Genomic DNA, 12,149 nt, shown 5'->3' with positions numbered 1-12,149 from the left:
AGGAAAGGCTTTGGACTGTTTAACCGGCAAAGCTCTTTCTTGTACTTTTAGTCAAGCTCTCTAATTAATTGGTCGTAAATTTTATAATTCTCTTCATCAAAGCAAACAAAAATCACTTGTTCCAAAGAACTTTGTTCATTAGCAAAGGCTTTCACAGTTTGTAGGGCAATCCGGGCGGCCTCTTCTTTCGGAAAAGCATATACTCCCGTACTAATATTGGGAAAAACCACAGACTTTAGTTGATGTTTTTCAGCCAATTTCAAACTGTGAGCATAAGCATTGGCCAATAACTCGGCTTCTTTGTGGTTGCCTCCTTTCCAAACCGGCCCTACTGTGTGAATCACATAAGATGCAGGAAGCTGATACCCTTTGGTGATTTTGGCCATGCCTGTGGGACAGCCGTTAAGAGTTTTACACTCTTGCAACAATTCCGGCCCAGCAGCCTGGTGAATTGCACCATCTACCCCTCCACCTCCTAAAAGAGATGTATTTGCCGCATTGACGATGGCATCCACCTTAAGTTGGGTAATATCTCCCTTCTTTAGCGTAATTTCCATTTTCTTCCTCCCCAAAATTTTTGCTTGCTTTTATTACCAATAAAAATAATTAATTGAGAGACCAAACAAATATTTTTTGTTGTCAATTTTGATAAAACAAAGATGCTTTTTCTCATATTTCTTTTACCAAGCATTCCTTTACCACATTTTGAAAGTTTGTAAATGAAAACTCTCACCATATTCATTCCCGTACAAATTGAATATATATTTGCCTTATAGTATACCTAAAGGCAAGTACTTAGTAAACATAACCCTCTGTGCCTTCCATCTTATTAATTTGATAATTTCTATGTATTTCATTCTAATCCTTGTCAGTACTATTTCATTGTACCTATTTTACCAAAATAGCTCAAAGTTTATCCATAACCCATTTATCCGTTTAAAGGAGAATTATAAAACTGCCTTAATCGAGCATTTTCTTTATTACAAAAGATTACCCTCCAAAAAACAGCAGCTCTTTGAAAGAAGAGTTCAGTATTTCATCTCCAGCAAACAGTTTTTTCCTCGCGGGTTCCCCCAGGTCACAGATGAAATGAAAGCATTAATTGCCGCTTCGGCAGTTCAGTTGACGTTTGGACTTCCCGATATTTACTTGAAGCACTTCCGGAAAATTCTGATTTATCCGGACGATTACTACTCTACCATTAACCACAACTACCATCAAGGGGAGGTCAACCCATGGCTGGGAATTATCGTCCTCTCATGGAAAAATTTTATAGAGGGGTATATACATCCACACGATGGAGTCAACTTGGGCTTGCATGAAATGGCACATGCCTTAAAGTTGGAAAACCGGATTTTGAATAAAGAATATAAATTTTTGCCCACACATCAATTGGAAAAGTGGCTTTCGCTCAGTACGAAAAAACGGGAACGTATTGCATCGGGAGAGAAGAGTATTTTCCGGGCTTATGGTCAGGTAAACGATCACGAATTTTTTGCCGTAGCGGTAGAGTGCTTTTTTGAAAAGCCCGAACAATTTAAAACACAGGAACCGGAATTATATCAGAGTATGGTTCTATTACTTGGGCAAGACCCTTTAGTACTTCTGACTCATTAGGGTATCGCCAACGGTTCTTTTGCATTTTGGCTTTCTTCCGCTCCTTTCTAGGATAAATAATAAAAAAGCCGCTTTCGAAAGAAAGCGGCTCTGATATTTTAAAGACAATTGGTTCTTTATTTTTGCTCTGATTTTTCTAATTTTTCTTTGTCTTCTTCACCTTGATTCAAAGATTTTTTTGCTTCCTCATCAGCTTCTCCATTGTCATGCTCTTCGGTAAACTCTTGGTAAACGGTTTTATGCTCGAAAGGTCGTTTTCCGATTAAGCGCTCCAAGTCATTTTGGAAAATGATCTCTTTTTCCAAAAGTTCTTGAGCAATTGCTTCCAAGGCATCTCTTTTTTCGAGTAGCAACTGTTTTGTACGCTCATAAGCCGCATCAATCAGTTTCTTCACCTCTTGATCAATTTTGGTAGCTGTTGCTTCCGAATACGGTTTGTCAAAAGCATAATCGGAGCGTTTCGGATCGTAGAAAGAAATATGCCCGATTTCTTCATTCATACCATACACTGACACCATGCTATAGGCCATTTTGGTGGTGCGTTCCAAGTCGCTAAGTGCTCCTGTAGAAATCTTATTAAAGATAATTTCTTCAGCGGCTCTACCTCCTAAAGACATACAGATTTCGTCCAGCATTTGCTCGGTGGTATATAAGAACTGCTCTTTGGGTAAATATTGAGCATACCCCAATGCTGCCACTCCCCTAGGAACAATACTTACTTTCACCAAAGGATCGGCATGCTCTAAGAACCAACCTGACACGGCATGACCTGCTTCGTGGTAGGCTACAATTTTCTTTTCATCCGGAGAAATAATTTTGTTCTTTTTCTCCAAACCGCCAATCACCCGGTCAATAGCACTTTGGAAATCGTCCATTTCCACAGCTTTCTTGTCCTTACGGGCAGCGATCAATGCCGCTTCGTTACAAACATTGGCGATTTCGGCTCCGGCAAACCCTGGAGTCAACGCTGCTAATTTTTTAGGATTCACATCGTTATCCAACTTGATCGGACGCAAATGCACTTTAAAGATGGTTTCTCTTCCTTTGATGTCCGGTTTGTCTATACTGATCTGGCGATCGAAACGTCCGGGACGTAACAAAGCAGAATCCAATACATCAGGGCGGTTGGTAGCCCCCATAATGATGACTCCCGAATCCGTGGCAAAACCATCCATTTCCACCAACAAAGAGTTCAAGGTATTTTCGCGTTCATCGTTAGCTCCAGGCATTTGTCCTTTTCCTCTGGAACGTCCGATAGCATCAATTTCATCAATAAAGATAATACAAGGCGCTTTTTCTTTGGCCTGTTTGAATAGGTCACGTACACGGGCGGCTCCTACCCCAACAAACATCTCCACAAAGTCGGAACCCGAAAGGCTAAAGAAAGGGACACCCGACTCTCCTGCTACCGCTTTGGCCAATAGGGTTTTACCTGTACCCGGAGGGCCTACCAGCAATACTCCTTTCGGAATTTTACCTCCCAGGTTAGTGTATTTGGAAGGGTTTCTCAGGAATTGCACCACTTCTTCCACTTCTTCTTTGGCTTCATCCAGGCCGGCGACATCACTAAAGGTAATCTTCACCTTATTCTCAGCATCAAACAATGCTGCGCGTGATTTGCCAATGTTGAAAATCTGTCCTCCGGCCCCTCCGGTGGTCATCCTTCTCATCAACAGCCAGAAACCGAAAATCAATAAGAAGAAAATGGCCCAGGAAACAAACCAGCCACTAAAGTCCTCCCTTTTTTCTACATTCAAGCCAATTTGTTTATTCTCCGGAAGCTGTTGTTGGAACTTTTCAAATTCCTCTACAAACTTCTCCGGAGACAGGATCCGCATGGTGTAATGAGGACCTTGTGTAATGGAAAAAGGACTCCCTTGCCCGATTTCATTTTTATAGCGGTCTTTTTTCACCGCTTCCTGATTCAAGGTAACCTCCACAAACTCTTTGTTCACTACGGTCACTTTGGACACATCACCTGCAACAAGCATCTCCTCAAAGCGCTTCATGTTAATGCTTACCAGGTCTTTGCTACGGCTAAAATAGGTCAAACCGATGATCACAATGATCAAAGACACCAACAGCCACACCTGGTAGTTGTTTTTAGGAGAGTTATTTTTAGGGATAAGATTCTTTTTTGGGTTATTTGCCATATTTCAATCCTCAAATATTTTGAAATTATCTTCTTCTATCTAGTATTCCGTTGGTAGAACATTAATTCCCGACTATTTGTTTTCCAAGCTGATGATCTCAGCATCTCCCCAAAGTTCTTCCAGTCCGTAAAACTGCCGTTTGTCTTTCAGGAAGATGTGCACCACTACGTCCACATAATCTAACAATACCCATTCACAATTGGATACGCCTTCTTTTTTCCAGGGATCTTCCTGATGTTTCTTATACACTTGTTCTTCCACACTCGATGCCAAGGCTTGCACTTGTGTATCTGAGCTTCCCGAACAAATCACAAAATAATCCGCAATTGCATTTTTTATTTTGCGCAAATCCATCACCACTACATCCTGGGCCTTTTTCTCTTGCATCCCAAAGATTATCGCTTCTGCCAATTCTTTTGAATCTACTTCTTTGACTTGTTTGATCATTCGCTTTTTTAAAATTCTGTAGATTACTACTTTTACCACACGCTTTAAAGAGGAATGGTGTCTTCCTTTCAGAGATGGGCTTAAAAAATCGCCTTCTGCCAGGGATATGCTCGAACTTAATTAGGTTTTTCTTAATAAAAAAATCAATTAACTTCTGTTTTACTCTTCTGCAGCATTGCAGTATACACAAAACTAAAAAATACTTGTATAAAAGTTTTACCAATACTTCGTTTCTGGGCAAAAAAGTTATTTACCTGCCATCATGTCAGTCAACTAATGACATAGCCGCCGACTTCATCCGGAAAGGGGAAGCCGGGGAAGGGAGCCTTGTGATCACTTCCGAACAAACAGCCGCCCGCGGACAACGGGGAAATAGCTGGGAATCCTCCCCTTATCAAAACCTAACCTTCTCCTTGGTTTTCACTCCTACTTTTCTCCAACCTGTCGATCAATTTCAATTGAGTATGGCGGTAAGTTTAGGCATCCGGGATTTTCTGAGCCAGCACCTGTCTCCAGAGGTAAAAGTAAAATGGCCGAACGATCTCTATTTCCGGGAAAAAAAACTTTGTGGTATTCTAATCGAAAATCAATTGCAAGGGCATACCTTGGAATATTCCATCGCCGGCATAGGGCTGAATATCAACCAACAACAATTTACACATTCTAGGGCTGGCTCTCTATCACAATTTACGGGAAAAACCTATGTATTGAACGATCTGCTCGAAGAGCTTTTGCCTCTGTTGGAACATAGATACCTGGAATTAAAAAGGTTGGAATGGGGCCAGCTAAAAGCAACTTATCAAAAGGAGTTGTTGGGCTTTCAGGCAATCCGCAAGTACAGAGAAGTAGCTTCCGGGAGAACCTTCCGGGGGCAGGTGCTTGGCATTAATCAATCCGGGCAATTGGCCATACACGACCTGGACCTTAAGAGTAAAGTCTATTATTTTAAGTTTAAGGAAGTAGAGTTTTTAATGAACAATGTAAGCGGCTAACTTCATTGCAGTTAAAAAAGCCAAGGAATTCTTTATTAAAAGCTCTCAATCAAGTCATTGAGTACCCTACATCCCACACCTTCACAAGGTGTTGCCCATAGCCTTACAGACAAGATAATTCTTGGGTAATTACCAACTACTTCTCTAATAAAAATCGAGCAATATCAGGGAACGTGGCCTCCCTTTCAGTTCACTTCTGTGAGTTTACAATTCATTGAATGATAGCAACAGCTCACCCGGTTTGCCGAACCGATTTCAATCGTGTGTAGTTAGAATTTTGGCATTATGTACTAAATTTGAAAGAATTATCATATATCCATATTAATCATTTTCTCATTCTTTAAACAAACCAATAAAAGCAATGAAATATCAGGGCAGTAGGCAACATAAGATAACAGCATTCTTTGCAGGGATTTTTCTGCTCCTGGCTTCTGCACAAGGATTTTCCCAGATACTGGAACCGACCACATGGAGAACCGATGTATCAAAAAAAGAGGCAAAAGTTGGAGAGACAATCGAGTTGATTTTCCTGGCAGATATTCAAAGGGATTGGTACCTGTATTCTTCGGATTTTGATCCGGACTTAGGCCCTCTGGTCACTACTTTTCAATTTGAAAAAAATGATTCCTACGAATTAGTAGGAGAGATCAAACCCATCGGAGCCAAAACCCAATACGATGATTTGTGGGAAGGTGATATCTCTAAATTTTATACTAAAGGAGAATTCAGACAGAAGGTAAAAGTCTTGAAAAAAGATTTTACAGTGAATGTACAAGTTAGTTTTCAAACCTGTAGCGATATTGATGGTAAATGCATCAACTCCGATGATGAATTTTCTTTTGGCTCAAATGACATTGCCATTGCTGCTGCCCCGGTAAAAGAAGAAGAAGCTTTTGAAGAAAAAGAGCTTACAAGTTCAAACGAAAACACTCCCCAAACGGAAAGTGAAGAGGAGAAGGCAGTAACTGAAACTCCACAGGAAACACCTGTGACTACTACTTCAAAAGAAAAAGTAGAGAAAAGCAGTTCTTCGCCTTCTATCACCAATTTCGAAGAAGTCAATCCTGAAATAGACGAAGGGCACAAAGACTTATTATCCTTTATGCTTTTTGCCTTTTTGGGTGGTTTGGCGGCCATCTTCACTCCTTGTGTCTTTCCGATGATTCCCTTGACCGTTTCCTTTTTCACCAAAGGGAGTGAAAACAAAGCCAAGGGAAGAGCCCAGGCTTTGGCCTATGGTATTTCCATCATCCTGATCTATACCATTGTAGGGTTTATCCTGACACCCATTGCGGGCCCGGAAGCAGCCAATATTATCAGTACCCACTGGCTGCCCAACCTGTTGTTTTTTAGCATTTTTATTGTTTTTGCTTTGTCATTCTTCGGAATGTTCGAAATTGTATTACCAAACTCTTTAGTGAATAAAATCGACCAACAAGCGGAAAAGGGAGGCTTTTTAGGTTCCTTCTTTATGGCTTTTACGTTGGTATTGGTTTCTTTCTCTTGTACCGGGCCTATTGTGGGAAGTATTTTGTTATACTCGGCCGGTGGAGAGATTATCCGCCCGGCTGCGGGGATGTTTGCCTTTGCCATGGCTTTTGCCTTGCCATTTACCTTCTTTGCATTCTTCCCTCAAACAATGAACAAATTGCCAAAATCCGGTGGTTGGTTGAACTCCGTCAAAGTGACTTTAGGTTTTATTGAATTGGCCTTTGCCTTCAAATTCCTGAGTATGGTGGACTTGGTTTACCACTGGGGTATTTTGGACAGGGATATCAATGTGGCCATTTGGATTGCCATTTTCACCTTTATGGGCTTATATTATCTAGGTAAAATCCGCCTGCCACACGATAGCCCTATCAGTAATGTCAGTGTTCCCAGGTTACTGTTAGCATTGCTTAGCTTCACCTTTGTGATTTATTTGATCCCAGGTATGTTCGGAGCTCCTTTAAAAGTCTTGTCAGGAATCTTACCTCCTCAAACACGTCATAGTTTTGACTTACACCAAGTAGTAAGAGACAATGCCCCTACACAAACGGAAGGCAACACCTACCAATTAGCCTCTGATGAAGAAGTGAAATACAAGGATAAGTTTGAACTCCCACACGGGTTAAACGGGTATTTCGAGCTTGAACAAGGTTTAGCCGCAGCGAAAAAGGCGGGCAAACCGGTATTCATCGATTTCACCGGGCATGGCTGCGCCAATTGCCGGAAAATGGAAGACAATGTATGGGTGGCAAAGCCTGTTTTGGAACGTTTGAAAAAGGACTATGTAGTCATTGCTTTATATGTGGACGACCCTACTGCTTTGCCTGAAAGCGACTGGATTACTTCCGCATACGATAACAAGGTAAAGAAAACCATTGGGCAAAAGAACATGGCCATTCAAATTGACCGGTTTAGAAATAACGCCCAACCCTTCTATGTTCTCTTAGACTACGAAGGTAACCTGTTGGTGAAACCACAAGCCTATGATTTGGATGTGAATAACTTTGTTGACTTTTTAGATTCGGGTCTGAAAGAATTTAACAACCGCACACAAAATTTAGCTAATAACTAATTCTTAAAAGCCCCGGAAATTGATCCGGGGCTTTTTACTACCGTAAATCTAGTTTTTTGACCTCCCAAGGTTCTCTTTCTTGAAATTTTTCAGAGATTTGTCCTTCATTGCTATAATCTTCCTGTAGATTTGAAGTAGATCTCCTAAGATTTAAATAATACTCTTTCCTAAAGGGGGTGGAGTAACTCTCTATGATAATTTATTCGAACAGTAAATCAATCCTTACACAATGAAAAAAGCACTTGCACTCATTTTTGCTTTTGCGGTGTGTTGGCAAGCCTATGCACAGGAAAGGCAACATTCTGATAAGTTTGAGCAGTTAGGGCCTTTGCTGAGAAGCCCGAATAAATACCGGACGGCCAGTGGTGCTCCGGGTCCGGAGTACTGGCAAAACCAGGCCGACTATGAAATGGATATTGAGCTCAACGATGACAAGCAGTCGATTACCGGACACGAAACCATTACGTATACCAACCACTCGCCGGACCCTCTCACTTATCTTTGGGTACAATTGGACCAAAATGTAAGGGCTAAGGATTCGGATTCTTATAGTACGGCTAACAACTCCATGCGCCCTAAAATGAATGCCTATACCATGGGCAAAGTCTTGCCGAAAGACTTTGACGGTGGATTTAAAATCAATGCTGTCAAAGACGTGCAAGGAAAAGACCTTCCCTATACCATCAATAAAACGATGATGCGGATTGACTTGCCTAAAACGCTTTATACCGGAGACCAATTTGCCTTTCAAATTGACTGGTACTTCAACATCAATGACCGGATGGAATTAGGTGGCCGCTCAGGGTATGAATATTTCGAAAAAGACGACAACTATTTATATACCATTGCTCAGTTCTTTCCCAGAATGTGTGTGTACAACGATTACGAAGGTTGGCAAAACAAACAATTCTTGGGATCAGGAGAGTTTTCGCTTCCTTTTGGCGATTATAAAGTAAGCATCACCGTTCCTGAAGACCACATCGTAGGTGCAACAGGTAAATTGCAAAACCCTGTAGATGTATTGAGCTACGAGCAAATGAAATTGCTGAAAGATGCTGAAACGGCCAAAGATCCGGTAATGATCGTTAGCCAGAAAGAAGCTCAGAAAAAAGAGAAGAAAAAACTAACCGGTAAAAAGACCTGGGTATTTCATGCCGAAGATGTAAGAGACTTTGCCTTTGCTTCTTCCCGTAAATTCATCTGGGATGCAATGGGTGTGAATATCGGCGGAAAAACCATCATGGCCATGTCGTATTACCCCAAAGAAGGAAACCCTCTTTGGGAAAAGTACTCTACCCGGGTAGTAGCACATACTTTAAAAGTTTATTCGAAACATACCATTGACTATCCTTATCATAAAGCTATTTCCGTAAATGCAGCTCGTATCGGTATGGAGTACCCGATGATTTGCTTTAACTATGGCCGTTGTGATGAAAAAGGAAATTATACCGACCGGACAAAATACGGAATGATCGGAGTGATTATCCACGAAGTCGGGCACAACTTCTTCCCAATGATTATCAATTCGGACGAAAGACAGTGGACTTGGATGGATGAAGGTCTGAATACCTTTGTGGAATACCTGACAGAGGTGGCCTTTGAAGATGAGTTTGGCGAGCCATTTCCTGCCAGCCGGGCGAAGCCTCAGAACATTGTTCCTTATATGAACATGAGCAAAAAGAACCTGAGTCCTATCATGACCAACTCCGAACAGATTCAAAACTTCGGACCGAATGCCTATACCAAACCTGCTACGGCTTTAAATATCCTCCGGGAAACGGTAATGGGTCGTGACTTGTTTGATGTCGCTTTCAAAGAATACTCGCAAAGATGGGCTTTCAAGCATCCGACACCTACAGACTTTTTCCGTACTATGGAAGACGCTTCTGCAGTAGATCTGGACTGGTTCTGGAGAGGTTGGTTCTACACTGTCGACCATGTGGATGTTAGCTTGGACAAAGTAGTACGGTATAAATTTGAAGGAGAAGAAGGTTCTGCAAAAGGCAACATTCCTGAAGAAGAATTGGATGATCCTGAAAAATACCAAGCGTTCTATGGCAAATTGGAAGACAAGCAAAAAGCACAAATTAAAGATAACACCAACTTCTATGAGCTCTCTTTCACAAATAAGGGAGGCTTGGTAATGCCTGTCATTTTAGAGTTTACCTACGAAGACGGTAGTAATGAACTGATCAAGCTTCCGGCGGAAGTATGGCGTTACAATGATGAAAACATTTCGAAAGTATTTGTCAGAAATAAAAAAATTACCAACATCGCTTTGGATCCAATGTTGGAAACAGCCGATACGGATATGAGCAATAATTATTGGCCTAAAAAGACATTGCCTAGCCGATTCAAAATGTTTAAAGAGAAAACGGGAAAATAAAACCATCCACATTTTGATACAAAAACAGCGTCAGAGGAAACTTTGACGCTGTTTTTGTATGTACTCCTTATCCTTTCTAAGAATTTCTTTGGCCTCCATTAAACCTTCTTGCAATAATTCTGTCTAATTCTTGCCTTAAAGATCTTATGTGCCGCTAAACGATTATCCATGTCTTTAAAAGACTTTGAGTTATTAGAAAAATTTTGTCAGGCCGATACCCAACACTATGCATTTCACCTATTAGTGAAAAAGTATCAGGAAAAAGTGTATTGGCATATTCGTAAAATGGTCATCAGCCATGAAGATGCAGACGACTTAACTCAAGAGGTGTTCATTAAAGTATGGGAAAAGCTCAATACGTTCCGGCAACAATCACAACTGTATACCTGGATTTACCGCATTGCCACCAATGAATGTCTCAATTTTCTGACGAAAAAGCGAAAGCGGTTTTTTCTGCCAATTCACGATATAGCCAGTGAATTGGCAGAAAAGCTGGAGCAAAATGCTTATCTGTCCGGTGATGAAGTCCAACTCAAACTCCGGAAAGCTCTACTCAAATTACCGGATAAACAGCGACTGGTTTTTAATATGAAGTACTTTGATGATATGTCCTATCAAGACATGTCGGAAATTCTTGGAACCTCGGTTGGCGCTCTAAAGGCATCTTACCATCACGCAGTAAAAAAAATTGAAGAATACTTAAAAAAGCATTAAACTTTTGGGAAAATATTCCATCTAAAGAATGTAAGGAGCTATGGATGGGTAAATAAATTTATCTCCCGGGAGAATTATCCTTGTCGCAGATGATCACCCTGTTAATTTCGAGGACTTATGAAAATTGAAGATTTTGACAAAAAGAACATATTCAAAGTACCGGATGATTATTTTGATAAACTTCCGTACAAAATACAGCAAAGGATTACAACACCATCTCCCCAAAAGGCATTTTGGCAACTACCTCTTCTAAAGCTTACGCTGCCTGCCTTTGCACTCTTTGCCTGTATTTATATCGGCATCTCGCATTTCTATCTTAATGACCAGCCAAGCAACTCCCACACTGTTGAAACCCAATGGGAAGAGCTGCTTTCGGGTTTGAAGCAAGAAGAAATACAAGCGTATTTACTTTTGAATGAAGTCAGCGAGGAAGAAATCCTTGAAACATACAAACAGCATAACCTCTCACTGGAACATTCGGAATTCGATCAATTAAATATTGAAGATATTATTGACGAAGCATTTGTTGAAGAAGAAATATTATAATCTTATGAAATACACTCTAAGTCTGTTATTGTTATTTGCTGTATCCACAACCATTCAGGCCCAATCCAGAGCTGACAGGATACATCAAATCAAGGTCAAATTCATTAAAGAAACCCTTGCTCTAAGCCAGGAAGATTCCATTCAGTTTTTTCCTATTTATGAGGAGTTTGAAAAAGAGAAAAGAATGAATCAAAGAAAGATCCATAAACTGAAAGTGGGGGTTTTGGCCAAAAGTGATGCCCAACTCAAAAGCGATATCGAAACTATGTTTCAACTGAAAGAAGAAGAGGTTGAAATCAACAGAAAATATTTTGATAAGTTTTTAAAGGTTATTTCCGTCCGGCAAGTGGCTGCGTTATATTTTGCCGAAAGACAATTCAGAAAAAAACTCTTAAACAAAATAGGGCAAGAATAACGGAGGTTTGCTATTGAAAAAAATTACACAACCAGATGTGCTTCCTCCTTCCGGAGATGAGGCACATATTTTTTTTACTCCAAAACCTTTTGTATACTGATACTTTTTAGAACCATAAGAGCAGCACCTTATTAGAAAGGGTATATTTCAGCGAATCAGCGACCGAGTCTTGGCTGCAACATCAAGTGGCGGGGGTAAAAAAAAGCAGCCTATCTTGAGATAGGCTGCTGTAAAAAAAGACAAGACTGGCGATGACTTACTCTCCCACCTGTTACGGCAGTACCATCAGCGCGACAGGGCTTAACTTCTCTGTTCGGAA

General features: G+C 40.7%; 10 protein-coding genes and 1 rRNA gene. 7 read left to right on the top strand and 4 right to left on the bottom strand.

Annotated elements, in window-relative coordinates; all coding sequences use genetic code 11:
* Positions 1-47: 47 nt before the first annotated feature.
* On the bottom strand, positions 48-557 hold the full coding sequence (locus AAG747_RS20230) for an O-acetyl-ADP-ribose deacetylase (protein ID WP_346823040.1): 510 nt from the start codon (positions 555-557) through the stop codon (positions 48-50).
* A gap of 289 nt (positions 558-846) precedes the next feature.
* Between AAG747_RS20230 and AAG747_RS20225 the strand changes: the two genes are divergently transcribed.
* Positions 847-1,617: a zinc-dependent peptidase gene (locus tag AAG747_RS20225; protein WP_346823039.1), complete on the top strand. Its 771-nt coding sequence runs from the start codon at positions 847-849 to the stop codon at positions 1,615-1,617.
* 116 nt (positions 1,618-1,733) lie between these two features.
* On the opposite strand, the gene ftsH is transcribed toward AAG747_RS20225, so the two are convergent.
* Complete coding sequence (gene ftsH, locus AAG747_RS20220) at positions 1,734-3,770, bottom strand: ATP-dependent zinc metalloprotease FtsH (RefSeq protein ID WP_346823038.1); 2,037 nt, start codon at positions 3,768-3,770, stop codon at positions 1,734-1,736.
* A 72-nt stretch (positions 3,771-3,842) separates the two neighbouring features.
* Positions 3,843-4,217, bottom strand: a complete 375-nt coding sequence (rsfS, locus tag AAG747_RS20215) for a ribosome silencing factor (RefSeq protein WP_346823037.1) — start codon at positions 4,215-4,217, stop codon at positions 3,843-3,845.
* A 203-nt stretch (positions 4,218-4,420) separates the two neighbouring features.
* Between rsfS and AAG747_RS20210 the strand changes: the two genes are divergently transcribed.
* From AAG747_RS20210 to AAG747_RS20185, 6 genes are all read left to right on the top strand, one after another.
* Positions 4,421-5,209 carry a biotin--[acetyl-CoA-carboxylase] ligase gene (locus tag AAG747_RS20210; RefSeq protein ID WP_346823036.1) on the top strand — a complete coding sequence of 263 codons (789 nt, stop codon included), beginning with the start codon at positions 4,421-4,423 and terminating at the stop codon, positions 5,207-5,209.
* A 361-nt stretch (positions 5,210-5,570) separates the two neighbouring features.
* Positions 5,571-7,769: a protein-disulfide reductase DsbD family protein gene (locus AAG747_RS20205; RefSeq protein ID WP_346823035.1), complete on the top strand. Its 2,199-nt coding sequence runs from the start codon at positions 5,571-5,573 to the stop codon at positions 7,767-7,769.
* Between the two features lie 229 nt (positions 7,770-7,998).
* The gene (locus AAG747_RS20200) at positions 7,999-10,155 is read left to right on the top strand and encodes a M1 family metallopeptidase (RefSeq protein WP_346823034.1); all 2,157 of its coding nucleotides are present in this window, start codon (positions 7,999-8,001) and stop codon (positions 10,153-10,155) included.
* Between the two features lie 168 nt (positions 10,156-10,323).
* Positions 10,324-10,869, top strand: a complete 546-nt coding sequence (locus AAG747_RS20195) for an RNA polymerase sigma factor (protein ID WP_346823033.1) — start codon at positions 10,324-10,326, stop codon at positions 10,867-10,869.
* Between the two features lie 117 nt (positions 10,870-10,986).
* Positions 10,987-11,415: a hypothetical protein gene (locus tag AAG747_RS20190; RefSeq protein WP_346823032.1), complete on the top strand. Its 429-nt coding sequence runs from the start codon at positions 10,987-10,989 to the stop codon at positions 11,413-11,415.
* 4 nt (positions 11,416-11,419) lie between these two features.
* Positions 11,420-11,830 carry a hypothetical protein gene (locus AAG747_RS20185; RefSeq protein ID WP_346823031.1) on the top strand — a complete coding sequence of 137 codons (411 nt, stop codon included), beginning with the start codon at positions 11,420-11,422 and terminating at the stop codon, positions 11,828-11,830.
* A 243-nt stretch (positions 11,831-12,073) separates the two neighbouring features.
* Here the strand turns inward: AAG747_RS20185 and rrf are convergent.
* Positions 12,074-12,149 (bottom strand): 5S ribosomal RNA (gene rrf / locus AAG747_RS29235); the annotation flags it as partial.

Origin of the sequence: Rapidithrix thailandica (assembly GCF_039710355.1) — a bacterium.
Classification (GTDB): domain Bacteria; phylum Bacteroidota; class Bacteroidia; order Cytophagales; family Flammeovirgaceae; genus Rapidithrix; species Rapidithrix thailandica.
The sequence above is the reverse complement of the archived record's forward strand: the minus strand, read 5'-3'. Positions and strand labels throughout refer to the sequence as shown.

Bases quoted from the DNA above. Each gene is read 5' to 3' on its own strand.
- AAG747_RS20190 (WP_346823032.1), top strand. From the start codon at position 10,987: ATGAAAATTGAAGATTTTGACAAAAAGAACATATTCAAAGTACCGGAT.
- rsfS (WP_346823037.1), bottom strand. From the start codon at position 4,217: ATGATCAAACAAGTCAAAGAAGTAGATTCAAAAGAATTGGCAGAAGCG.
- AAG747_RS20205 (WP_346823035.1), top strand. From the start codon at position 5,571: ATGAAATATCAGGGCAGTAGGCAACATAAGATAACAGCATTCTTTGCA.
- AAG747_RS20195 (WP_346823033.1), top strand. From the start codon at position 10,324: ATGTCTTTAAAAGACTTTGAGTTATTAGAAAAATTTTGTCAGGCCGAT.
- AAG747_RS20225 (WP_346823039.1), top strand. From the start codon at position 847: ATGTATTTCATTCTAATCCTTGTCAGTACTATTTCATTGTACCTATTT.
- AAG747_RS20200 (WP_346823034.1), top strand. From the start codon at position 7,999: ATGAAAAAAGCACTTGCACTCATTTTTGCTTTTGCGGTGTGTTGGCAA.
- AAG747_RS20185 (WP_346823031.1), top strand. From the start codon at position 11,420: ATGAAATACACTCTAAGTCTGTTATTGTTATTTGCTGTATCCACAACC.
- ftsH (WP_346823038.1), bottom strand. From the start codon at position 3,770: ATGGCAAATAACCCAAAAAAGAATCTTATCCCTAAAAATAACTCTCCT.
- AAG747_RS20230 (WP_346823040.1), bottom strand. From the start codon at position 557: ATGGAAATTACGCTAAAGAAGGGAGATATTACCCAACTTAAGGTGGAT.